This is a genomic window from Psychrobacter sp. P11G5, from assembly GCF_001593305.1.
Lineage (GTDB): Bacteria > Pseudomonadota > Gammaproteobacteria > Pseudomonadales > Moraxellaceae > Psychrobacter.
In genome coordinates this window covers 2,988,555-3,013,035 of the sequence record NZ_CP012533.1, presented here as the reverse complement: position 1 = coordinate 3,013,035, position 24,481 = coordinate 2,988,555, and the positions used below count along the sequence as shown (strand labels likewise).

Genomic DNA, 24,481 nt, shown 5'->3' with positions numbered 1-24,481 from the left:
GTGTGTACAAAGTGTGTATGTTAAAGAACAAAGGGGTATTTACCACTAACTGCATAAATTCATTAGGAGAAATAAGATTATGGATAATCAAGTCAATTTAACCCGTCGTAACGATAAAGTCTGGCTAAAAACTTATGAAACGCTTGGACTAACTTACGATATTGATATGCCAGCTGAAGATACCTCGCTTATCGATATTTTTGAGCAGAGCTTTGTTAAACATGGTGACAAAACGGCATTCGTCTGCATGGGTTCCTCAATTAGTTTTAAAGAAGTAGACTTATATAGCCGTCAAGTTGCTGCTTATTTGCAGTCACTCGGACTGGTAAAAGGCGATAAAGTCGCGGTCATGATGCCTAATATTTTGCAGCTACCAATTGCTGTCATTGGTGTATTGCGTGCTGGTCTAACCCTTGTCAATGTCAATCCTCTATATACTACCAAAGAGCTTGAGCACCAATTGACGGATTCTGAATCCAAAGCCCTTATTATGGTCGAAAACTTTGCTAAGACTTACCAAGATATTGGACGCAAAGTCGTGGATCATGTCGTCATTACGGGGATGGGCGATTTGATGGGTGCGCTAAAAGGCTTTATGGTCAATACAGTCGTCCGTCACGTCAAAAAAATGGTACCAGAATACAAAATTGCTAACAGCGTTGAATTTAAAAACATGCTTAAGCAAAGTCCGGCAAGTAAGTATCAACGCCCAAGCAATATTAGTCTTAGTGATGTGGCAGTTTTACAGTATACCGGTGGTACCACTGGGGTTGCCAAAGGTGCGATGCTGACTCACAAAAACCTCGTTGCTAACCTTATTCAGTCTGATACCTTTTTGGGTAGTGCTTTTGATGAGTTTGATAAGAGTAACGAGCAGCCTGTCATTCTGACGGCTTTACCGCTATATCATATTTTTTCCTTTACTGTCTGCGGTATGTTCGGTATTTATCGCGGCTGTATCGGCCTCCTAGTACCCAATCCGCGTGACCTTGATAGCCTATTAAAAGCTTATAAAAATAACCCACCGGCATTTTTCCCAGCGGTAAACACTTTATTCAATGCGCTTGCTAATAATGAAGAGTTTAAGGCGATGGATCATAGTAAGCTGCGCATGTCGATGGGTGGCGGTATGGCAGTCCTTAGCTCAACGGCAGAAAAATGGCGTCAGGTAACAGGCAATATCATCGTCCAAGGTTACGGTTTGTCTGAGACTTCACCAGTCGCAACAGCTAACCCCTTTAATAGTGCTACGTTCAGTGGCAACATTGGCGTACCAATGCCAGATACTGACGTTGCTATCTTAGATGAAGCCGGTAACGAGCTTGAGCTAGGTGAGCGCGGTGAGATTAGTGTCCGTGGTCCGCAAGTAATGAAAGGCTACTGGAATCGCGATGATGCTACTCGTGAAGTCATGACCGATGATGGGTTTTTCCGTACGGGCGATATTGGGATTATGGATGAAGAAGGCTATGTCACTATCGTTGATCGTAAAAAGAATATGATTTTGGTCTCAGGCTTTAACGTTTATCCCAATGAAGTCGAAGAAGTGATGGCTGGTCATCCAAAGATTTTAGAGTGCGGAGTCATCGGTGTTGAAGATGAGAAGAGTGGCGAGGTTCCAAAAATATTCGTTGTACGTCAAGATAACAGTCTTACTGAAGAGGATGTTCTTGCCTATGCTAAAGAGCATTTGACTGGCTATAAACGCCCACGTCATGTTGAATTTATCGATGAGCTACCAAAATCGAACGTTGGTAAAATTTTGCATAAAGACTTACGTAAGCTTGAAGAAAAAAACCACGCTTCTTAATACTAAATGCTTGAATGAGGCTTAAACGTTTGGCTTTATGATAATGGCTTTTAGCTAGAGCATATAAGTTAAAGCTTATAAGTTAAAGCATTTGCGTTAAAGAGTATGGTTTAAAAGCTTATATTAAAGCAGTACTATTGATACCAGTAATGATAAGGCCGTTTACATACGGTCTTATCATTTTTTATTGTCAATTTTCAGTGAGGTTTAATTATAGTATAAATATGAATTAGGGTGATGAGAGGCATTCTATTAAGAGGGTACAGCGTTCTATCTACATGCAATTATGGAGACTTTTTAGCAAAACTGTTATAGTACGGACGTAGGCAACAGGGCAGACATTAGTTATTATTATCACCTATTAGAGTAACTAAGTAGATTCATATAAAGTTATTTATAAGCAATATGTAGGCTCGTAGATACTAATAACTATTTAGGTTACCTATCTCTAACATCCGATTTTTCATGTTTAACAATGAGAAATTTTCAGTGATTTATATTTATTATCTGCATTCTAATGACTTTATGTTCACAAATAATTATTCATAAATCCAGTATTCGTATCATCATTATATTATTCTACGTCTTTAATTGTAGTACTTAGGAAAAGTTATGACTGACAATGCCAACAACAGCGGTACTAATAAAAACACGCCAGACCAAGCGCCTGCTAACAGTGGTGAAAACCATGCGCATAAAGACGCACAAATAATGTCGGATATGACTGTGTTTCCTACCATGCCTACTATCCCAAGTGATAGACCATGGCTTGACGCTTATGAGCGTTATGGTATCGATGCGACTATTGATATGCCCGATGATGAGACCTCTTTGCTGGAAGTATTTGAGCGCAATTTTCGTCGTTACGGGCAAAAAACTGCTTATATCTGTATGGGCTCGTCAATTACCTTTAAGCAATTAGATTTATATAGTCGTCAAATCGCCAGCTATCTACAATCATTAGGATTGGTTAAAGGTGACAAAGTTGGGGTAATGATGCCCAATATTTTGCAGTATCCTATCGTCATGCTCGGTATCATCCGCGCAGGTATGGTATTAGTCAACGTCAATCCGCTCTATACCAGCCGTGAGCTATCACATCAGCTGCATGACAGCGGAGCAAAAGCATTATTTATCGTCGAAAACTTTGCTAAAACTTATCAAGACGCTGAAGATAAAGGCCAAGTTGAGCATGTGATTGTCTGTAAGATTGGTGACATGCTGGGCTCAGTCAAAGGGGTAGTGGTCAATCTAGTCGCGCGCCATATCAAAAAGATGATTCCGTCTTATAATTTGCCAAATAGCACTAGCTTTAAGCAGGCGCTTGGGGCAGTATCTGCAAGTAAATACCAGCGTCCAGATTTGTCGCTAAGTGATGTGGCTTTATTACAATATACTGGTGGTACGACTGGTGTGGCCAAGGGCGCTATGCTGTCTCACGGTAACCTAGTGGCCAACATGCTACAGATTAGCGTACTAATTAACAGCGCTTTTGAAGACGATATCAATAGTGACGATGTGATTTTGACGGCTTTACCGTTATATCATGTGTTCTCGTTTATGGTCTGCGGTATGTATGGTATGTATCAAGGCTTTGCAGGCTTATTGATTCCAAATCCACGTGATTTAGATGGTCTCATTAAAGAGATGGATAAATATAAGCCATCATTTATTCCTGCAGTGAATACCTTGTTTAATGGCTTGGTACAAAAAGATAGCTTTGCTAAATTGGATTTCTCAAACCTCAAAGCGGCTATCGGCGGCGGTATGTCAGTATTGCCAAGCGTGGCCAAAGAATGGCATAAAATCACCGGTCTGCCTATTGTAGAGGGTTATGGTCTGTCTGAAACTTCTCCAGTGGTTGCCTTTAACCCAATGACCATTGCAGAATTTACTGGCAAAATTGGTATTCCAGCATCAAGTACTGATATCGTATTAATTGACGACGAAGAAAACGAAGTTGCTATCGGTGAGCGCGGTGAGATCTGTGTTAAAGGTCCGCAAGTAATGATTGGCTACCAAAATCGTCCTGATGAGACCGCCAAGACCTTTACCGCAACCGGCTACCTAAAAACGGGTGACATCGGCATCATGGACGAAAAAGGCTTCATTAAAATTGTTGACCGTAAAAAAGACATGATTATCGTCTCTGGCTTTAACGTCTATCCGAACGAGATTGAAGAAGCCATGAGTGAGCATCCAGCGATCGTAGAGTGCGGTGCGATTGGTATACCGAATGATGAGCGCGGTGAAGATCCTAAGTTGTTTGTGGTCAAAAAAGGCGATGTTACTGAAAAAGAGCTGCTCGACTTCGGTAAGAAACAACTGACTGGTTATAAACGTCCACGCCATATCCAGTTCGTCGATGAGCTACCAAAATCAAACGTGGGTAAAATATTGCGTAAAGAGTTACGTAAGATGGAAGGGTTAGAATAAGGCTCTTGCTATTTGATATGCTGACCTGCATTGAAAATATAGAACAAGTCTAGGTATCGTTAAGTTATCTTAGCTTGCCTCATTTGAGCTTTATTTTGCTCTACTCTGATTATGTTTGTTGTCAAAATCACCACGTAATAACAATGACTTATATTGCTATTGCGTGGCTGTCACGTTAGGATATCTCAGATTTTAAGTCTGCTACCGTTCATAATATTCAATTATTAACGGCTTTTTAATTGGCGACTAATTAAAAACCACCCCTTAACAAGTCATTGGCAGACGATTACTTTTATTTTATATCACTATTTTATACCACTGCTTTTATAACATCGTCCTAGGAAATTTTATGCGTATTGATAACCGTGAGCTCAACCAACTTCGTTCGATTAGCTTTGAGCGCCACTATACCAAGCATGCCGAAGGGTCAGTGTTGGTCAGCTTTGGCGATACCAAAGTATTGTGTACAGCGAGTGTTGAGTCAGGTGTTCCGCGTTGGTTAAAAGGTAAAGGCAAAGGCTGGATTACCGCTGAATACGGTATGCTACCTCGCGCGACCAATACCCGTAATCAGCGTGAAGCGGCACGTGGTAAGCAGTCTGGTCGTACCCAAGAGATTCAGCGCCTCATCGGTCGTAGCCTACGTGCCATGATTGATCTTAGTAAGCTTGGTGAAAATACCATTTATCTTGATTGTGATGTCTTGCAAGCGGATGGTGGCACGCGTACCGCTAGTGTGACTGGTGCTGCTATTGCTTTGATCGATGCGCTTGAGAGTATCCAAAAGACCAAAAAACTAAAAGCTGATCCATTGATTGGTTTGGTTGCTGCGGTCTCTGTCGGCATGAAAGATGGCGAAGCTTATCTAGATCTAAACTATGAAGAAGATGCCAGCTGTGATACTGATCTGAACGTAGTAATGACGCAAAAAGGTGAGTTCATTGAGCTTCAGGGTACCGCTGAAGAAAAGCCATTTACCCGCGCTCAAGCTGATGACATGCTAATCCTTGCTGAAAAGGGTATTGCTGAGCTTATTAAGATGCAACAAACTGCGCTTGGCTGGTAGTTTTACGAAAGAATCCACTGACATCGAAGAGCTGCTCAACGAACAGCTTTTTGATTTACTTGCCGCTCAATAGGTCGCAACCAAAGGTACGAATGCATGCTAAAGCTCACTGATGACGGTGCCAAGATTACCTTACAGGGCCAGCCTCCAGCAGGTGACAATGGTCTGTTTTGGTTTGGATCAGCGTTGTTAATTGGTGCCGTAGCAGTGGCGTTGGCAATGAGCCTATTGCCAGAGCGCCTAGCGATTGGGGCGCTTGCCCTGCTGATTGTAGGTAGTTTTATCTTTAATCGAAAACGGCAACAGCGCAAAAAAGCCATGAGCGGTAACATTAACAGTGGTGTCTTATGGGTACGCGTAGGCGAGCTGGTACATGACAATAACGGTCGCCGCGAGCATATCAATCTGAGCGATGGCGATAAAGTCACTCTCTTTGGTGAGCAGCTCCAGATTATTAATGCAGATAATGTGCGCAAGTACCATATTAGTGGTTTTGACACTGTTCAAGAAGCGCAGGCAACTAAAGCTATATTAGAAGGCCAAGTGCTCAATAAGCGCCATGTTAATATTAAAATGAATAGCGACTAAATTTTTTAGAATGTAAGTTTTTAGAACGAAATTATTTATATAACGATTTTTAGACTACAATCTTTAAACGATAAAGCCATCTTTAAACAGATGGCTTTTTCTTTGTTTATTTTTACTCACTATTTTTAACTTACCTTTCGTCTTTATTTTTATACCTTCTGTCATCTGAAAATCATGAATAAAGCTTGCAGCATCCTGCCTAAATAGTTTATAACTAGAAACTAGTAATTTTACAGTTATCGCAAATTTTGTTGCTGTCTTGAAAGGAGCTGGTTATGCCGCCATCGTCGGTTATTACCTCAGATAAAGTACGATTATATAAAGCGCCACTACATAAGGCGTTATCCACCCCATCCAATTTTATAAAAAACACTTCTACAAAGCCTGTTTCTATAAATTTTATTTCCATAAAAAAGGCATCCATCACAGCATTATTAATATTTTTGAGTAGTGCAAGTTATGTGCATGCTGATAGTATGAGTGCCCTTATCGCACAAAAAACAGCCCAACCTGAGCTGGCAGTACCTGGCGCCAAAATCAATACACGCTCGACTATCCAGCGTACCCGTACTAACTATTCAACGATTAACAACACTAATAACAATAGCTTTGACACTCAGCCCACATCGAATGCGTATGGTTATAGTCAGCAGCCTCAAACTGCGCCTGTATCGAAGGCATCTTATCGCTATCCTGAAGTGCAGCGACAAGCGCCCGCCGTCTTGCCTGCATTTTTATCGGGCAGTTATGATAACGTCGATAGTGAGTATCTACCATTACTTAGTAACGCTGAAAATCAAAGTAGTATGGCCGCACGCGAGGTGATAAGTACAGCACGCAAGATGGCACTCAACGAGCGTGCAATCATTCAAGGCGGCTGCTGGGACTATCTAAACGAGGTGTTTAAGCGGGCAGGAGTAACGCGTGATACGGTACATAAAGGTGCTTATAGACAAGGCCCTTATGCCAATAGTAATGAGATTGAGGTTGGTGACTGGCTATATTATATCAACCATGGCTACAATGGTGTCGAGCATAGCGGCCTGTTTGTCGGCTGGGTCGATGAAGCTGCTAAACAAGCCCTTATACTGAGCTATGCTGGTGAAAACCGCCGCGAGCCAGCGCGTTATCGAGTTTATGATTTGAGTAATGTATACCAAATCATGCGTCCAACTGTTTAGGTAGGGCAAGTTAGGTAGTGCAAAGTATTTAGGTAGTGGATTTAATTTTTTTCATCACTACTTCTCATTCATTCTTTGCAAGAAAAGCTATCGTGCAAACAGCCATAAAAAAGCGTCCGTGACTTATGAAAGTCACGGACGCTTTTTATTGTTAAAGTATGAATTGCTGTCAATTTAACTAAGTTTTCTAAATAATTTTTAGAAGGGCTTAACGACCACTAAAATGACGATAATGACTAAGGCAAAGACTGGTACTTCATTAAACCAGCGCCAAAATTTATGGGTTTTATAGTGTGGATTATCAATTAGTTTTCTCCGATAAAATCCACATGCGCCATGATAGGCTGAGAGCAAAATGACTAGAAAAATCTTAACATGTAGCCAGCCTTGGGTTTTATATACTTCCCAGCCAAGTCCTACCATCCATAGACCTAAAATCCACGTTGCTATCATTGACGGAGTCATGATACCGCGATATAGCTTGCGCTCCATCACAATGAAGCGCTCTTGACTAATAAGATCGTCACTCATCGCATGATAGACAAAAAGCCGCGGTAGATAAAAGATCGCCGCAAACCAGCAAACCACCGCAATAATATGTGCCGCTTTAATCCAGTTAAAATAATCTGCCATAGTTTTCTCTTGTTGTCTCGTCTCTTAATACTTATATGCGTAATATATAAACGTCGGCAAGCTTAGCGCAGATTAATTGATAATGGTAGCAGCACATCGTTAAGCTATTCTGCCAACACTACTTGCGATTGATGACCGCTCATAGCATCTATAACTGGCAGTTGCTTGGGTGCTCTTGGTGCCGCGAATTGCGCAGTCAAGCCCAGCTCGCGCATTAGCCTATTATCATTAGATTGGCTGGCATTACCTGTCGTCAGAAGCTTATCACCATAAAAGAATGAATTGGCACCTGCCATAAACGCCAAAGCCTGCTCGGCATCGGATAGGCTTTCGCGTCCAGCAGATAGGCGCACATAACTGCTTGGACAGCAAATACGCGTTACTGCAATCGTACGAATCCATTCCAGCACAGATAGCTCACCATCTGCCAATACTTTATCGCCGATTGGTGTACCGGCAATAGGGACGAGCAGGTTAACGGGAATAGACTCGGGTGCTTTGGGCATTTTAAGCAATTCATGTACCCAGTCGATACGGTCGTCACGGCTTTCACCCATACCTACGATATTGCCACTACAAACATTAATCCCTGAGTCGCGTACGTTCGTTATTGTATCAAGACGCTCGTCATAGCTACGCGTGCTGACTACTTGCTCATAGTAGCGACGCGAGGTATCTAGATTATGATTATAGTAATCAAGCCCTGCATCGGCCAATTGTGCTGCCTGATCAAGGTTTAGCATACCAAGCGTCATACAAGTCTCAAGACCCAAACTCTTAACTTCTTTAACCAACTCGACCACATAAGGCATGTCTTTGGCGCTCGGATGTTTCCATGCTGCACCCATACAGAACCGCGATGAGCCGCTGGCTTTTGCGCGTTTGGCTGCGGCGATAACTTTATCAACTTCTAAGCGTTTTTCTGCCTGCAATTTGGTTTTGTCACGGTGATGACCTGATTGCGAACAGTAACCACAGTCTTCAGGACAATTTCCTGTCTTAATCGATAGTAAAGTACTAATCTGCACTTCATTAGCGTTAAAATTTTGACGATGAATCGTTTGCGCTTGTAATAATAAGTCCATTAACGGTAAGTCGAATAACTGCGCAATCTGCTCACGGCTGTGTTTGATCGGTGAGGGTTTGATTTCTGTTGCTAAGCTATCCGTAGAAAAAAAACTGGTGGTAGAGTCTGAGCCAATATCAGTGTTACTACTAGCTTGGAAGTTATCATCAGCTTGTGGGTTAGGTTCTTTGATTGAAAGCAGTCCTGCCATGAGTTAAATCCTTTTAGGGTAATATGAAAAAATCAGATAAACTAAAATAATTACTGACTAATAAAAAAATAAAAAAGGTTACGGTAACCGTAGTATACCGCAACCTTTTTATAAAATCAGAGCACTGTTAAAAATGCTGTCAGATAGTGTTTGTAATGATATTTGCAAACTCTATCTCTCTAGGCATATAACGCTACCGAGCATTATTTACCAATTTTGTGCTTAGCGACACCAATCCAGTGATGAGCGAACTTTTGCGCTTTATATGCATAAGGTTTCGCTTTTTGAATGTATGGTTTGCACTCTTCTGGCATAGTAGGCACGATATGCTTAGCAAGCTTGTTGAACCACATCATTAAGCTGTAATCGCCTTCTATACTTAGGTTGCCTTCTTGAACAGCAGTCATAAAGGCAGGAAGATCACCTTTAGATAAAAGCTTAACACCAGTCATTGAATCTTTAAAGTTGATAGTCAGATCTGGCTTATCAGCGTGACCACTACGTTGACTAAACTTCCCATTATCAAAGCTAAAATGACGTGCGATGTTAGACTCAACACTGGCAAGCTCGATAGTAACTTTACGATCAGCGAACAGTTTTTTGATGTCTTCATTATCGCTATCAGCAAGCATGGATAGGCGATAGCCAACCACAGCTAGCAATACGTCTAATGGATCAGATTTGATATCTAACACAGGAATAGTAAACATAGTCAGGCTCCTAAAAATGAGTATAAGAATAAGTGTGTAAAATGTAGGTGTTGAATAAACGCCACTTTATATTAATTTTCACGACAATCATATACGTAAATTATAAACGACCATCTACCTTTAATACTTTAGTAGTTGCGTAGGAGCTATTAGACATCATGTAACAACACCTTGAACCAACTACATTCTTGTTACAGCTGCAGATTTGCAAATGTAACTTCATAATGGACAATATGCTACTAATTCAGAAGCTGTAGTGAATATCATCACATTGCCATCAAACATTTCTATCAAACATAAGCGTCAAAAAATGCGCCAATATTAGGCGCAGTTAGTAACAGTAAATGATATTTAATAAAACATTGCTTCTAGAAGCGCGGCTGATAGTGGTCATCATAGATAGGAGTATGTTCAACGTAGCGTGCAGCAGCCAGCTCGCGCTCTTGCTGTACTGTCCGGCTAACATCATCATAACGTAGCGCTCGATATAAAACCCAACCTGCTAGCGGCAACCAGCTGACACCCAAGGCCACTACGTAACTATGCCAATCAGATAATCCAAAACCATTCATTAAAGCAGTATGTAACACTTCAACGCTCAGCCAATATACCATACCACCAAGCACATACCATAGTAGCCAGCGCTGCGAGGATAAGGCTATGGCAATAATAAAGCTTGCCAGTAAACCGTAGCCAAGTAGCGCGCTACCTCCCCACATCTCTACACCAGCAACAGAAAATATAGTCAAAAACATCATTCATCTCGCTATTCATAAGGTGAATTTCAATAAGACTATTATGCTAGTTAAGCATGGAAAGCTGAAGGGGGGAGAGGCGACTTTGCGACAACGGTTGTCGTCTAGTTTATAGCAGTTATTTTATTAAAAAAGATAGTAATCAATAAAAATAAGCGCCTCAATACTGGGCGCTTATAGTAAATAAATAATTTCAAAAATACATTTATATCAATAACTTGAATGATAAGTTAATAGATTATACACGATTGGTACGGTTGCCCCACCAAGACAGCGCTGATACTAAGATTGCACCGAGTAACATCAGCCCTAATGTCGTGAGCCACTGCGCGCCAGCAGGGTATTGCCACGGTGCGACGTTGTTAATGGCATCACTATTGAGTGTACCCAAAGCGTCTACTTTCCACGGCCATACTTTAACTAGTGAGCCCGCGATAAAGCCAGTTAGTAGTGCCAAAGTTGCTTGATAATAGCGTGCCAATAACCACTTGAGCATCCGCGTAAATAATAATAGCCCCGTTGCCATACCTGCCATCAAGGTGATGATGACGCTAAGGTTAAAAGTATGTACCGCTTCTAAAACCGTATCATAAGCACCCATCAACAATAAGATGAATGACCCAGAAATACCCGGTAGAATCATCGCACAAATCGCAATGGCGCCTGCAAAGAATAAATACGGTAAGCTTGGAGTAGTGGTAAGCAGCGGCAGGTTACTAATGACTACCGCTGTCACAATACCAATGATAAATAGCCCTGCGCGCGCTGCATTCCAGCGTTTAATCTCACTCAATAAAATAACGACAGTGGCGACCACTAAACCAAAGAAAAACGACCAGATAAGCAATGGCTGATTGTCTAGTAAGTTCTTGATAAGGCCTGCTAAAGTAGCAAAGCTAGTGGCAATACCTAATAATAAGAATAATAGAAACGTCGCATCGACCTGTCGCCACACGGCAAGTAGACCTTTGATGCCACCATGTTGACGAAATACTTGCCAAAGGCTCGGACCAATGCTACCAAGCGCATTAATAAGCCGCTCATAAATACCTGCAATCAGTGCGATGGTACCACCCGATACGCCAGGTACGATATCAGCTGCGCCCATTGCCATCCCTTTGATATAGACAGCCAGTAACTGCTTTGGATTATCTGCTTTTGAAGGGGCAGCTGCTAGATTTGATAATGAGGCTGCATCGGTCTTCGCGCTTGATGACGGCGTGTCTGGCCGTGGTGATGGTGATGCCGTCATGGACATTCCTTTCTAAAAAAGTAATAAAGATCAGTATTAAGAGATAAGTATGAAAAGACAATCATTAGCTACAAGAATTAAATTAACGGCGTTAAGCTAGATTAAAGCAAATGATACCAATCTAACTCAACATCTAAATAATGTGCTTAGGGCGCACAAAACTCTATGCCTAAAAAGTGCATAGAGTAGTTATTGTTATTAATTAAGATACAGAGATAAGTGCCGGATAGCCAAGCGCATAGAGAACGCCTTCGAGACCTGTGACATTTACCGCCGCATCAGCGCGAGCTTGTACGATAGATTTGGCATGGTAAGCCACGCCTAAATCGGCGTTGGCCATCATTGGTAAGTCATTTGCCCCATCACCAACACAGACTACTTGTGACATCTCGATACCCATGCGCTCAGCGATATGAGCAACGATAGAGGCTTTTTTAGCCCCATTAACGATAGGCATTTGCACATGACCAGTCACTTCGCCATCTTCGATATCTAAGTTATTAGCATGGACTTCATCGATACCTAACTGCTCAGCGATATAACGGGCAAAATAAGTGAAGCCACCAGAGACCAGTACTGTGTGATAGCCTAGTGCTTTAAAGGCGCTAACAGTAGTACGAGCGCCTGTTGATAGGGTAAGGCGCGCACAAATCTCATCAAGTACAGTAGTAGGAATGCCTTCTAGTAATGATACCCGCTGAACAAAAGACTCATCGAAATCAATCTCACCGCGCATCGCTGCTTCCGTGATTATCTCAACTTGCTCACCGATACCCGCAGTCTTTGCTAGCTCAACGATGACCTCTTGTTCGATTAGAGTAGAATCCATATCGAAGCAAACAAGCTTATGAGTACGCAACATATGACCGATAGATAGAATGTGACAATCGACCACATTCATGCTGTCGATACTCAGGCTTTGTGTGCCATTATTGCCTTTCGCTAGGTAGTTCTCCGCCAAATCATGACGCAGACGAGTAGTTAGCTGGTCATCAATAATGTGAGCTGCCGCTGTTTTTTTACCAGGATGCATGAGAGTATCGGTAACAGGAACTAATAAATAGCGGAACACTTGCGCAGGGACAAACGGCTGTTTGGTGCTATTATCAGTGCTGGAGACAGAAACTGTATCAGTAGCCGCTTCCGGTATCGTAATATCTACAAAGCTCGCCTCAGTATCTTCTGCTACTGTTACCAGATGCCAGTTTGGCTGTTCATCAACCCAAGACTGCACGTATTGATGAATATCAAGCGCATGTACACGCGCAGGCAATACTACAATAAGTGCAAATAGAGGTAAAGATTGAAGCGTATCAAAGTCTAACAGATTGGTATCTGCAGGCAACAATGCTGCTACAGAATCAACGGCTTGTTGCCATGCTTTGCTGTCTTTTGGTAACGAGTAAGGCGTATTTTTTGGCATGTCTCAATTGTCCCTTGTATGCGCAGTTAAGATTAGGAATAATAACAGTTTTACTGTGTATCGCCTATACATGAAGCGCAAAGTACAACAGTTGAATAATAATGGTATCACCTCTAGTATAATGACCGAACTTTGCAGATAATTAAATGTATACTGGCAGCTAAATCTATGATGACCACTATGATGATATAGTAGATAATATTAACTGGCCAATTGCTCATATCGCGGCTAGTAATACAGTTAGATTAAGTTCGTTTAAATGAGAACAATTAGTAGCATACTCTTCCAAAAAATGAGCAACAGTCTCGTTTTTTTAATTTCCTTTATCCAAAAAAGTTTAACATATCATGACGTATTTAGCGCCGCGGCAAGGGTTGTTTGCCATTATCATTCTAGTCAGTTTTTGTTTACAGACTTTATTGCTGGTAATCAGCACTGATCAGCAGTTGACTAAAAGTCGTGAGCAAAAAGGCGAGCAAATGGTCGCCCAGCTTATCGATGAGGCGCGTCTGTCTTTAGAAAACAAAGACCGCGTGAGTCTGAGTGTCATTGCCAATCGTTATACGAGCGAGCAGGATGTCGCACGAATAGTGATTAAAGATAGCAATGATGAGATTTTGGTGCCAGTAGGTAATGCACCTATGCAGCAAGGCGATACCATTAGCCAGATGGCAACCAAAGGCGATGCGGTTATCGGTAGTGTCGCATTGACCTTAAAAGACATCAGTAAGGGCGAAATTATCGCGATGCAATGGCCGTTCGTTATTGGCTCGCTGATTTTTCATCTGTTCTTATGGCTGCTATATGGCTATGTCGCACGTCCAACCAAAGAGCAAATCAATGCTCTAAGCCGAGATATTCAAGACTTGCATCGTGAGCAATATGTGCAATCTGGTCAATTGAGTTATGGCCGCGCGCCTAATGAAAATTATACCGAAGAGAGAGACAGTGCTACTGGCTCGAATGATACTTTAAATAGTACCGTTAACAATAATGTGAACAATGACACTGCTACACCTAGTGACGAAACTGGTAAAACCAATAAAGTCAGTGCGGCTGGAATCCATGATGAGCTTAATGCTTATTTAAAATCGCAGCAAACCAATAGCTCTGATAGTCAAACAAGCTCTAATACCTCAACCGATATGACACAGAGTAGTCGTTCAACTAGCACTGTTAATAGCTCAACTGATGCTCAGGCTAGTACGGGAATCGATAGCAGTAGTGCCCATAAATTTATTAGTAGTGCCTCAAAACTGTCTGCTAACCGCGCTTTCGATACCGTAAGTGTGCAGATTATGTTTCATGATGAATATGACATGCTAGAGCGTCTTGCGCCTGAAATGCGTATGCCTTATCTCGCGTTATGTACGCAACTGCTAAATCAGGCAATGACTGAGCTACTTAAGCAGCCGCTATTGCTTGGTGTCAGTGTTGTCAATGAGCCACGTTTTGATGAAGTTGGTGCCTGTGCAGTGCTCAAAGCTGATAATAGTCATGCAAAAGCTGCACTGGCTGGTGTCATGTTGGGCAAGTTGTATCTCATGCTCAATAAAATCATTCATGAAAAGCATATTGAGCTATCACGTTTCGCGCTGCCAGCAAAAGCTGGAGTGAGTGATGAGGCGCAAACGCAAGCAATGACGCAGCTATTAAAGAGTGTCGGTAGAAAAGAACAAATGCTGATCTTATTGCCTAATTCTGGGCTTAAGCAAATTGGCAGTCATGTACAAGTGAAGAGTTTAAAGCGTCCGACGACAGTATATGAACGTGAATGCGCTGTCTTTGATGGCGTTAATGATGCCATGATACAACGCTTAGCCACTGTTCGTAATGCAGTGCTGATGACCGGAACTGAAGATGAAGAACAAGAGATAGCCGATTAATTTTATAGCCAACCAATGTCTGTGATTAGATAGTGGGCGACCCTGATAAGTATCTAAAAAAGCGCAACTATAAATAATAATAAAGTAGTGATATGCGTAAAAAGGATTGACAAGGTGCGACTGAGACTTTATAAGGCATAAGTATATCAATGTATTTTGTATTTATTGCCCAAATAATAGGAGTTAGTCATGAGTGATACTGATATCGATGATGATTTTGATGGTGAGTTTGCCGATGATGATGATGCGAAGATGGTTGAAGAGGCAGAAACCAGTGTACGCACACGTTTAAGTAGCCTTGAAAAACGTCGTTTGATTGATAATTTACTAGAAGAAAAACGTCTTGCCAAAGCACTAAAAGACGAGCTAGACGATTTAGGGGATGACGACGATGATGACTTCGATGCAGATTGGGATGATGACGACGATATTTAAGCCTTTGGTCGGAAGTCAGTTAGCGATTGGGTTATATAATAGGACGTAACAGCTTATCGATACCCAATTATGCTAAGCTGAACTGACTACATTCACTATATTTTTATGATAATCGTGAATTTTATTTATAGCATTTGATAATGTATTTAATAGATAGGGTGTTAGTAGCTAATCAAGTTGGTTTTCACTATTAGTTATTATGCTATCTATCGACCCAAGGATAAGTACCCCATGAGCAACCAATTAAGCTTCGATGAATTAATGGAATTTTTAGACAACCAAGAGAGCCAGTTTGTGCTCGATAGTGTCGCCACCCATGGTTTTTTGACCGCCACGGTTATCGGACGTCCACTGCCAAACTGGATAGATGCATTGTTTGAAGGTCATGTTAGTGAGCTTCCAGAAAACGTCATCGACGGCATTCATCGCTGGCGCGCCTCTATCATGGCTGAACTGAAAAATGAGACGCCTATTGAGCTGCCTTTTGGTGAAGATGCTGGCAATGAAGAAGTCGCTGTCGACTTTTCAGATGAGTCAGATATCGTCGCTTGGTCGATTGGCTTTGTAGATGCTATGTATGGTGATGAAGCTAGCGACTGGTTTGAATCTGAAGATACTGCTGAAGATGTCGCCGTATTGACCTTACCAATGATTCTGCTCAGCGGTATTGATGATGAAGACCCAGAACTTGCACAGATGCGTGCTGATGAAGACAAGATGGCACAGATGGCAAACAGCATTGAAGGCAATTTGACTGAATTGTTTTTATTGTTCCATACCAATGACTAGATTTGTCCGTAGACAGCATTTATTTATAGATAAATGCTGTCACTGATTTATTTTCATTGATTCATCTTCACTGATTTATACGACAAGTCACTGATAAGGTAATACCATGACTGTGCAACTCTCTAATCTTGAGCACTTGCCTAACTATCAAATCACCGAACGCTTGGATGTGGTATACGGCAGTACTGTGCGCTCAAAGCATGTCGGTAAAGACTTATTTGCCGGACTCAAAAATATCGTTGGCGGCGAACTAACGGCATATACAGAGCTGTTAGAAGAGTCACGCCAAGAAGCGATAGATCGCATGGTTGTCAAGGCGGAAGCATTAGGCGCTGATGCAGTGGTCGGTCTGCGTTTTTCGACCTCTAGCATTGCACAAGGAGCCTCAGAGCTGTTTGTTTATGGTACTGCTGTCAAAGCCGTACGTATGCAACAACAATCTATGTCACCGCAGCCACCGTACAACCCACCCGGTGATTATCAGTCTAATCAACAACAACCAAGCCCAGCGCAAACCCCAGTTGATGAGTTACCACGTTTTAATCCCTTTGGCTAATGATAGTGAACCGACTGCAAAGCTGTTGCAACTTCACTTTCGCTTTTAAGATAAGAGACGTGCCATGAATGATTCTATGACTCAAATACTCATTAACTATGGGCCGTTTGTTTTATTATTCGCAGTCGGTTGGTTTTTTGGTATGCGTCATGAACGTCAGCATTTAGCACAGCTGACAGTGGCAGAAAAAGAGCTGGCTCATATTATCGTATCCAGCGAGCGTTTTTATCGAGCCAACCTTGCCGCCAATAGTGAAGGTGAGCTGGTACTGGGTAGCGTCGTTATTGCGCAAGATTATTTCAAAATGGTGATTGCTCGGGTCTTAAGCTTATTTGGCAAAAACCTAACCACCTATGAAACCTTGCTAGATCGTTCGCGCCGTGAAGCCTTAGTGCGTATGCGTACCCAAGCACAAGCAAAAGGCTACAACCACATTTATGGCTTACGTTTAGAAGTCAGTAATATCAACCAGCTGGGTAGTATGGTAGAGGCCATTGCTTATGGCACTGCGGTTATCAGTACCGAAAACCCTAAAACGCGTTAACGCTGCCGTCCATTCATCCGCGCTATCCTGTCATTTTTATCCTCTTTATTTTGCTGCTTTACCTTCGCCACATCGAATAAGAAGGTACGGTTTTTTAATACCGCGACGAACACCACGCCGCCCACTGTATTACCAATTAATACCACCACTAAAAATATCAAATAACGCCATAAACTAACCGTATTACCATATAGTAATGCTGAGAAGACCTCGATGTTGCCAACGATACTGTGATGTAAGCCCAAAAACCCAATGCTACCAGTAATGAGAGTGACCAATACAATGCGGCTAATCGTATCGCGTGCCGAGGTCACAAGCCAAGCTGCAACGCCCATCATCCAGCCTGCCAATACCGCACTACCAAAGATAACCCACCATTTAAACCCCAAAACATGCTCAGCATAAGCATCAATATCGCTGACACTAAACAGATCCATATTCAAGCCCAGACCAATCATCAAGGCGGCAAATATACAACCACCAACGATATTTCCGGCAATGACAATGCCCCATAGACGCAGAAGCTTATGTAGTGGTTCTATCTTGTTCAACACGGGTAGGCTCAACAGTGAGGTCTGCTCAGTGAATAATAGCGACTGACCAATAACCACGATAATAAAGCCTATTGGATAAAGTAGCGAAGCCAACACTATTGCATAGTGACTAGGGATTACTTCGTTAAGTAGCGCAAAAGCAGAAAGAATGACAAATAAACTGATACCAATCTCTAGCCCAGCAGTAAAAGCGCTGGTAAACAATGAGCCAAGCGAGCGATTAAAAGTTTCCTTGGCATCGATGACTTGTTCGACTAGGATACTGGCATAGCTTTTGGGCTCACTAAGATTGCTGTCACTGGCGACTTCCTTAATGGTTTCTTTATCTTCATCACTAAACTCTTTAGGAAAATCTTCGTCCTTTAATTTTTCGATCGCTTGCGTCTCGTTATCTTCTTCGACATCATCGCTATTATCAAGCTTGTTGCTAGGAGCAGGTTCTTTATCAGGTTTGCTGGTAATGTTAGACATAAGGATAAGCTTATATAAGATTATGAGTGTAGACAGCTTTCCATTTGCAGTGTGCAGAGATGGTGCAGATAGGAATTACGGCAAAGAAAACTCGCCAGTAACATAACCTAAATAAAGCTGAGATGACAAATAACTAAATCAATTTGATCACTAGTGACAGATGGAAAAGCATTGCAAGTAAGGAAAAAGCATCAGATGCTAACAAAATTTGCTCATATAAGATAAAATCATCGCACTAACTTTTTATTTACGCACCTGTTCTATTATTATCTATCGTTGGCAGTATTTTTTAACCCTGCTTGCGTTGGTTAATTGTATGAATTCAGCGATAGCTTTGCTTGTGCGTCATATTATAAATATCTATTTAAGCCATTCTATTTAATCCATTTACGTTTTAGTCTGAGAGCCTTATGAGTAATCCTGATAGCAACAATCATTTGACCAAATCTATCCAAGCCGCTTTAAGTCAATTAGAGAATGCCTATAATCCTGCACAGGTCGAGGCAGGCATGTATCAAGGCTGGGAAGACAGTGGTTATTTTAAGCCGAGCTTTGATAAAGACGAGTCGTTCTCTATCGCCTTGCCGCCGCCAAACGTCACTGGCTCGTTGCATATGGGTCATGGCTTTAATAATGCCATTATGGATGCCTTGACGCGTTATCACCGCATGGATGGCGACAACACGCTGTGGCAACCGGGTACGGATCATGCTGGTATCGCCACCCAAATGGTCGTTGAGCGTCGTCTAGAAGCGCAAGGTATTAAGCGCCGTGATATGAAACGTGAAGACTTTATCGATAAAGTGTGGGAATGGAAGGAAGAGTCGGGTGACAATATTACCCGTCAGATTCGCCGGCTTGGCAGCTCGGTGGATTGGTCACGTGAGCGCTTTACCATGGATGATGGCTTATCCAATGCGGTAAAAGAAGTGTTTGTGCGTTTGTTTGATGATGGCTTAATTTATCGCGGTAAGCGTTTGGTCAACTGGGATCCTAAATTCCAGACGGCGCTGTCAGATTTAGAAGTTGAAAACCATGACGAAAAGGGTAGCTTGTGGCATTTCCGCTATCATTTCACTGATAAAGACCTAACGACTCAAGCTGGTAAAAACTATCTAGTGGTCGCCACTACGCGTCCGGAAACTTTGCTTGGCGATACTGCTGTTGCCGTTAACCCAAGTGACGAGCGTTATTCTCATTTAGTCGGTAAAACCATTACCTTGCCAATTACTGGTCGCGTTGTTCCTATAGTTGCTGATGATTACGTCGAAAAAGACTTTGGGACAGGCTGCGTAAAAATCACTCCAGCGCATGACTTTAACGATTACGAATTGGGTCGTCGTCACAGCTTGCCGCTGATTAATATCCTCGATGAGCGCGCCAATATCTTACCAGCGATGGAAGTCTACGTTGATTTGCAAACGCGCGAGCCTACGTTAGAGACTACGCCAAGCGAGTACGCGGGACTTGAGCGTTTTGCCGCGCGTAAATTCCTCGTGGAGCAAGCAGGCGAGCAGGGCTGGCTAGAAGAAGTAGAAGACTATGCGCTAAAAGCACCGCGCGCTGAGCGTGGCGGTACGATCGTTGAACCGTGGTTGACTGATCAATGGTATGTCGCCGTCAATAAGCTGGCTGGCCCTGCGATTGAGGCGGTCGAAGATGGCAGCATCGAGTTCGTCCCTGCGCAATATAAAAACATGTATATGGCGTGGATGAACAATCTGCAAGACTGGTGTATCAGCCGCCAGCTCTGGTGGGGACATCGTATCCCAGCATGGTATGACGACGCGACTGGTGAGATTTATGTCGCTCGTGATGAAGCCGAAGTACGCAGTAAATATAGTCTAAGCGCTGATGTGAAACTGCGCCAAGATGATGACGTGCTTGATACGTGGTTTAGCTCAGGTCTGTGGACGTTTAGTACGTTGGACTGGGCAGATCCTAACGCTGATCCGCGCGTGCTCAAAACCTTTCACCCAACTAGCGTGTTGGTGACTGGTTTTGACATTATCTTCTTCTGGGTCGCACGCATGATTATGATGACCCTGCACTTTGTTAAGAACGAAGATGGCACGCCGCAAGTACCGTTTAAGACTGTTTATGTCCATGGTCTGGTGCGTGATGGTAATGGTCAAAAGATGTCGAAGTCGAAAGGTAACGTCTTAGATCCGATTGATTTGATTGACGGCATCGATTTGGAAGCGCTGGTCGAAAAACGTACCAGCAATATGATGAACCCAAAAGATGCGGCTAAAATCGAAAAGCAAACGCGTAAAGAATTCCCAGAAGGCATCCCAGCCTACGGTACCGATGCACTGCGCTTTACCTTTACCTCACTTGCCAGTACTGGTCGCGATATCAACTTTGATCTCAAACGTGTCGAGGGCTATCGTAATTTCTGTAATAAAATCTGGAACGCCAGCCGCTTTGTACTGATGAACTGCGTCGATAGCGAAGGCAATGCCAAACCTATCGACCAGAGCGCAAATCCTGACGTTTGGGAATTACCAGAAAAGTGGATTATGAGCCGTCTGAACTCTAGCATTAAAGACATTCATCAGCATTTTGCCCAATATCGTCTCGATATGGTCAGCCAAGATATCTATGAGTTTATTTGGAATGAATACTGTGATTGGTACGTTGAGCTTGCCAAAGCTAGCCTCAATGATGACTCGGTATCAGATGAGCGTAAAGCGCAAATCCGCTATGTACTGCTGCATGTACTAGAGACCGCGCTACGTTTTAGCCATCCAATCATGCCATATCTGACTGAGCAAATCTGGCAGACGGTTGCACCGCTATTAGATCGTAAAAATACCGATAGCATCGTCATCGCTGACTACCCACAAACCGATAACGCTCAAATCAGTGAGCAAGTCGAAGCTGATATGGCGTGGCTACAAGAGTTGATTGCTAGCGTCCGTAACATTCGTGGTGAAATGAAGCTGGGTAATGCGGTACGTCTACCAGTCCTGCTACAAAATATCTCTTCTGATGAAGATGCGCGTCTGTCACGTATCAAAAACCAGTTTAAGGCGCTTGCCAAAGTCGAGAGCTTAGAGATACTAAAAGAAGGCGATGAGGTGCCACTATCGTCATCAAGTATGGTTGGGCAGCTACGCGTCCTCGTACCAATGAAAGGGCTAATCGATCCAACCGCTGAGCTGGCTCGTTTGGGCAAGTCATATGATAAGTTAAAAGGTCAAGCCGAAGGTATCTCACGTAAGCTGGGTAATGAAGGCTTTGTCAGTAAAGCACCTGCGGAAGTGGTCGATGCTGAGAAGGCAAAACTGGCTGAGTTAGAAGGGCAGTTGACGGCTATGGCGGGGCAGATGGAGCAGTTGAAGGCGTTATAACGTTGATATGTGATTGAATATAAAAAAGCCACCTGATTAGGTGGCTTTTTTATATTCTCAAATTATTTTGATCAGGGTCTGTCAATCTAATGATGATTCAAATAGCGTCATACCTAAGAGTTCATCTTTCTCAAAATTAATGACTTCAATTGGTAAGTCAAGCTGATCGATTATCTCTATTATCCCTTTGTCTGCGGTATATAACTTAGAAACTCTATTTGCTACAGCAATACTGATAATCTGGATATCAACTTTGATAACTTGTCTTTCGCTATTATTTTCTTTGATATATCCAATATCTAGTAAATCACGAAAGATTTCTGCACTTAATAGTGCTGACTTCATATCAAGGTCAAAAGTTTGTGTAAAGCTATTGACCTTAGATAAGAACGTCGCTCGTTCATAGTTATTGTCTTTTACCAAAAACTCAGCAACAACAGGAGTTGGCAAACCTAAAGATATTTCACTTCGTTCAAGAGATTGGAGGAAGATACGATATGTTTGGTTATCGTTAACTAACTTAGTCAGGAAATTACTATCTACCATAACCATCATGAATGACGTTCCTCAAGCCATGTACTAATAGGGTCGTCATCATTTTGCCAACCACTTTCGCCGCATTCAATAAAGTCTTTCATCCAAGATCTTGCTATCGTTTTATTCTCAATAATCTCGAAACTATCTGCATCAAAGCTCTTTAAGAGTAAGCTGTATTTTTGTTGTAATTCATAACAAGCTATACCTCTAAATTTGATTAAGCTTTTAAATCGCCACAGTGATTCTAAATGAGGAGCCAAGTCATACGATAAGTTTTTAGGAACTGAAACTGATATCGTTTTATCATTACCAAGCAGAATTGTAAAATGATCAGTATCATCTTTTCCATGCGCAGGTTTTAGTAATTTACCAACAAAAGTTTCTGGTTGCTCAAAGGTATGAGATGAGGGTTTACGAAAATCTATATGATGAATCAGTTCCATATCATCATCATTTACAGCTGTTCTACTAGCGAAAATAGAGGCGTCTATATCTGTAAACTGTTGTGAGTATCGACGCATTACTTTATGGATATCATCTAACGCTGAGCTTTGTTTAACTAAGTTTTCACTAAGTTTTTCAATTTTATTCGTATAGTACTCAGGTTCTGTTTTTACTTTCAGTACTGCAGAGCCTGAATAAATACTATCAAAATACAAATATTCATCACCTAGTAATTTGCAAAAATCGTTAAGCAAGCGACCTATATCACCCGCTTTTATATTCTGTAAATCAATACCAGTTAGCTTTAGGACGAAAGTGGATTTATCTGTCATATCGCCCTCCTATACTTAAGCGAAATATAAGTTAATACTAATATGGATTTATACTAGTATGTAATAAGCTTATGTTAACAAAATACACTACCTGCTAGATAGTAAAATTATAAATATGTGAATTAAATTATTATTAAGTATGATTTATTAAGGAACACCATGAACCATCTCACCGTCGGACAACGCTCGCCTTTAAGCAATCTTGCGATTGACGATACCGCGCCAATCACTCTTAAGTTCACTCGTCAAAGCCCAATAGAGATGGACATCAGCTGCTTTGCCTTAGATGCAGCGGGTAAACTGATCAATGATGATTACATGGTGTTTTATAATCAGCCAACCTCTCCATGCGGGCAAATCAAACTCACCCATTACGAGTCACAACCAACGGCGAATAAAGGTATCCAAGCCGAGTTTGAGATTAACTTATCTAAACTACCTGACAATGTTGATAGTTTATTCTTTGTCCTATCAGCCGATACGCCGCTCAATCAAATTCAATCGTTAGAATAAGTAAGTCAGAATGCTATCGTCAAAAATAAAACCGCCTACAAAACTGTGAGCGGTTTTTTTACGCCGAAAACAAAATCAAATTAGATCTATACGCATACGATTCACCGAACACACTAGCAGCACGCGCAACATTGACTAGCACCACTACAGTAAAGCTTCGCACTAGACATTTTATTACAAATCAACGTGATAGGGCTGATAATATAAATACAAGAGCACTCACTCTTATAGCATCAACTCTTATAGGAGTTGGGTCTATATACACAGAAACCATTATGTTTGAGATGTATTGGTATAAAAAATATTTTTAAGTGATGTTTCCATAGATTTAGGGATAATTACTATGATAAATATACACGTAGTCTTTTGGGTCGCCCTGACGTTTTTTACCTTCCTTGTTACCATGAGTAATATAAAAGGGTATAAATCCATTATTAATAGAGACGCTATGCCAAGAGCACTGAGTAGCGATAAGCTGGATATCGAGACCAGCTTTTATAGAGCGGATGCCACCTTGCACGATATTATATTTTTTCACGCGTCTGCGTCTGGTGCCGCTATCGTTCTACTGGTTTTAATTATAAAAGGTGAGATTTTATTCCCTGGAACGGTTGTCTTCTTTGGTGCACTTTCTTCTCTTGCGATCTTCACTATTAGTATTGTGCTGCTTTTATTCGCATTTTACTTTTATAGCATCTCGATTTTGAAACTTGGCGATACGCTGGCTAGAATGAAGTTTAGTGGTAAAGACATTGAGACCAAGTACGCAATTTTGGCCGTCTTTGGTTATTTTTTGATATTCCCGATCATTGCGTTGATACTGGTTTAGAACCTATTTGTCAAAAATGCTTCATACAGTCAGAAACCGCTCACAGTCTAGGGTTTGAGCGGTTTTTTATTCAATTAAATTTATCTATAAATAGACGATTACTT

At 41.8% G+C, this 24,481-nt stretch carries 22 protein-coding genes; 13 read left to right on the top strand and 9 right to left on the bottom strand.

Annotated elements, in window-relative coordinates; all coding sequences use genetic code 11:
* The first annotated feature begins 79 nt into the window (after positions 1-79).
* The 5 genes from AK825_RS12325 (at position 80) to AK825_RS12305 (ending at position 7,081) form a co-directional block, all read left to right on the top strand.
* Positions 80-1,810, top strand: a complete 1,731-nt coding sequence (locus tag AK825_RS12325; protein WP_068037909.1) for an AMP-binding protein — start codon at positions 80-82, stop codon at positions 1,808-1,810.
* Between the two features lie 720 nt (positions 1,811-2,530).
* Entirely contained in the window at positions 2,531-4,246 is a 1,716-nt protein-coding gene (locus AK825_RS12320) for an AMP-binding protein (RefSeq protein ID WP_227514167.1), read from the top strand.
* Positions 4,247-4,595: 349 nt separating this feature from the next.
* Positions 4,596-5,312 carry a ribonuclease PH gene (rph, locus tag AK825_RS12315; protein ID WP_068037906.1) on the top strand — a complete coding sequence of 239 codons (717 nt, stop codon included), beginning with the start codon at positions 4,596-4,598 and terminating at the stop codon, positions 5,310-5,312.
* Between the two features lie 96 nt (positions 5,313-5,408).
* A complete protein-coding gene (locus AK825_RS12310) occupies positions 5,409-5,900 on the top strand; it encodes a hypothetical protein (protein ID WP_068037903.1) in 492 nt (163 codons plus the stop codon).
* A 275-nt stretch (positions 5,901-6,175) separates the two neighbouring features.
* A complete protein-coding gene (locus AK825_RS12305) occupies positions 6,176-7,081 on the top strand; it encodes a hypothetical protein (protein WP_227514073.1) in 906 nt (301 codons plus the stop codon).
* Between the two features lie 198 nt (positions 7,082-7,279).
* Here AK825_RS12305 and hemJ read toward each other — a convergent pair whose 3' ends face one another.
* The 6 genes from hemJ to serB all read right to left on the bottom strand — a co-directional run bounded on the left by hemJ (position 7,280) and on the right by serB (position 13,131).
* A complete protein-coding gene (gene hemJ, locus AK825_RS12300; RefSeq protein ID WP_068037901.1) occupies positions 7,280-7,714 on the bottom strand; it encodes a protoporphyrinogen oxidase HemJ in 435 nt (144 codons plus the stop codon).
* Positions 7,715-7,818: 104 nt separating this feature from the next.
* Complete coding sequence (gene bioB, locus AK825_RS12295; protein WP_068037898.1) at positions 7,819-8,991, bottom strand: biotin synthase BioB; 1,173 nt, start codon at positions 8,989-8,991, stop codon at positions 7,819-7,821.
* A 203-nt stretch (positions 8,992-9,194) separates the two neighbouring features.
* Positions 9,195-9,701: an SCP2 sterol-binding domain-containing protein gene (locus AK825_RS12290; protein ID WP_068037896.1), complete on the bottom strand. Its 507-nt coding sequence runs from the start codon at positions 9,699-9,701 to the stop codon at positions 9,195-9,197.
* 368 nt (positions 9,702-10,069) lie between these two features.
* A complete protein-coding gene (gene aciT, locus AK825_RS12285; RefSeq protein ID WP_068039467.1) occupies positions 10,070-10,456 on the bottom strand; it encodes an AciT family ciprofloxacin tolerance protein in 387 nt (128 codons plus the stop codon).
* Between the two features lie 238 nt (positions 10,457-10,694).
* A complete protein-coding gene (locus tag AK825_RS12280) occupies positions 10,695-11,708 on the bottom strand; it encodes a DUF368 domain-containing protein (RefSeq protein ID WP_068037894.1) in 1,014 nt (337 codons plus the stop codon).
* A 202-nt stretch (positions 11,709-11,910) separates the two neighbouring features.
* Positions 11,911-13,131 carry a phosphoserine phosphatase SerB gene (gene serB / locus AK825_RS12275; protein ID WP_068037891.1) on the bottom strand — a complete coding sequence of 407 codons (1,221 nt, stop codon included), beginning with the start codon at positions 13,129-13,131 and terminating at the stop codon, positions 11,911-11,913.
* 347 nt (positions 13,132-13,478) lie between these two features.
* Between serB and AK825_RS12270 the strand changes: the two genes are divergently transcribed.
* The 5 genes from AK825_RS12270 (at position 13,479) to AK825_RS12250 (ending at position 17,341) form a co-directional block, all read left to right on the top strand.
* Complete coding sequence (locus tag AK825_RS12270; protein ID WP_068037889.1) at positions 13,479-15,017, top strand: hypothetical protein; 1,539 nt, start codon at positions 13,479-13,481, stop codon at positions 15,015-15,017.
* Between the two features lie 189 nt (positions 15,018-15,206).
* Positions 15,207-15,452 carry a hypothetical protein gene (locus tag AK825_RS12265; protein ID WP_068037886.1) on the top strand — a complete coding sequence of 82 codons (246 nt, stop codon included), beginning with the start codon at positions 15,207-15,209 and terminating at the stop codon, positions 15,450-15,452.
* 231 nt (positions 15,453-15,683) lie between these two features.
* Entirely contained in the window at positions 15,684-16,241 is a 558-nt protein-coding gene (locus AK825_RS12260; RefSeq protein WP_068037883.1) for a UPF0149 family protein, read from the top strand.
* Between the two features lie 106 nt (positions 16,242-16,347).
* Positions 16,348-16,797 carry a YbjQ family protein gene (locus AK825_RS12255; RefSeq protein ID WP_068037880.1) on the top strand — a complete coding sequence of 150 codons (450 nt, stop codon included), beginning with the start codon at positions 16,348-16,350 and terminating at the stop codon, positions 16,795-16,797.
* A gap of 64 nt (positions 16,798-16,861) precedes the next feature.
* On the top strand, positions 16,862-17,341 hold the full coding sequence (locus AK825_RS12250; protein ID WP_068037877.1) for a heavy metal-binding domain-containing protein: 480 nt from the start codon (positions 16,862-16,864) through the stop codon (positions 17,339-17,341).
* Here the strand turns inward: AK825_RS12250 and AK825_RS12245 are convergent.
* Positions 17,338-18,366, bottom strand: coding sequence for a formate/nitrite transporter family protein (locus AK825_RS12245; protein WP_082785719.1), 1,029 nt, complete (start codon positions 18,364-18,366; stop codon positions 17,338-17,340). The genes AK825_RS12250 and AK825_RS12245 overlap by 4 nt on opposite strands.
* Before the next feature lie 410 nt (positions 18,367-18,776).
* Here AK825_RS12245 and AK825_RS12240 point away from each other — a divergent pair, with 410 nt between their 5' ends.
* The gene (locus AK825_RS12240) at positions 18,777-21,722 is read left to right on the top strand and encodes a valine--tRNA ligase (protein WP_068037872.1); all 2,946 of its coding nucleotides are present in this window, start codon (positions 18,777-18,779) and stop codon (positions 21,720-21,722) included.
* Between the two features lie 81 nt (positions 21,723-21,803).
* Here the strand turns inward: AK825_RS12240 and AK825_RS12235 are convergent, their stop codons facing one another.
* Positions 21,804-22,277 (bottom strand): hypothetical protein, encoded by a 474-nt coding sequence (locus AK825_RS12235; protein ID WP_068037869.1) that lies wholly within the window; start codon positions 22,275-22,277, stop codon positions 21,804-21,806.
* Entirely contained in the window at positions 22,274-23,035 is a 762-nt protein-coding gene (locus AK825_RS12230; protein WP_068037868.1) for a hypothetical protein, read from the bottom strand. Before AK825_RS12230 ends, AK825_RS12235 begins: the two co-directional genes overlap by 4 nt.
* 159 nt (positions 23,036-23,194) lie before the next feature.
* Here AK825_RS12230 and AK825_RS12225 point away from each other — a divergent pair, with 159 nt between their 5' ends.
* Both AK825_RS12225 and AK825_RS12220 read left to right on the top strand, forming a co-directional pair.
* A complete protein-coding gene (locus tag AK825_RS12225; RefSeq protein WP_068037867.1) occupies positions 23,195-23,548 on the top strand; it encodes a TerD family protein in 354 nt (117 codons plus the stop codon).
* A gap of 343 nt (positions 23,549-23,891) precedes the next feature.
* The gene (locus tag AK825_RS12220; RefSeq protein WP_068037866.1) at positions 23,892-24,377 is read left to right on the top strand and encodes a hypothetical protein; all 486 of its coding nucleotides are present in this window, start codon (positions 23,892-23,894) and stop codon (positions 24,375-24,377) included.
* The last annotated feature ends 104 nt before the right edge of the window (positions 24,378-24,481 follow it).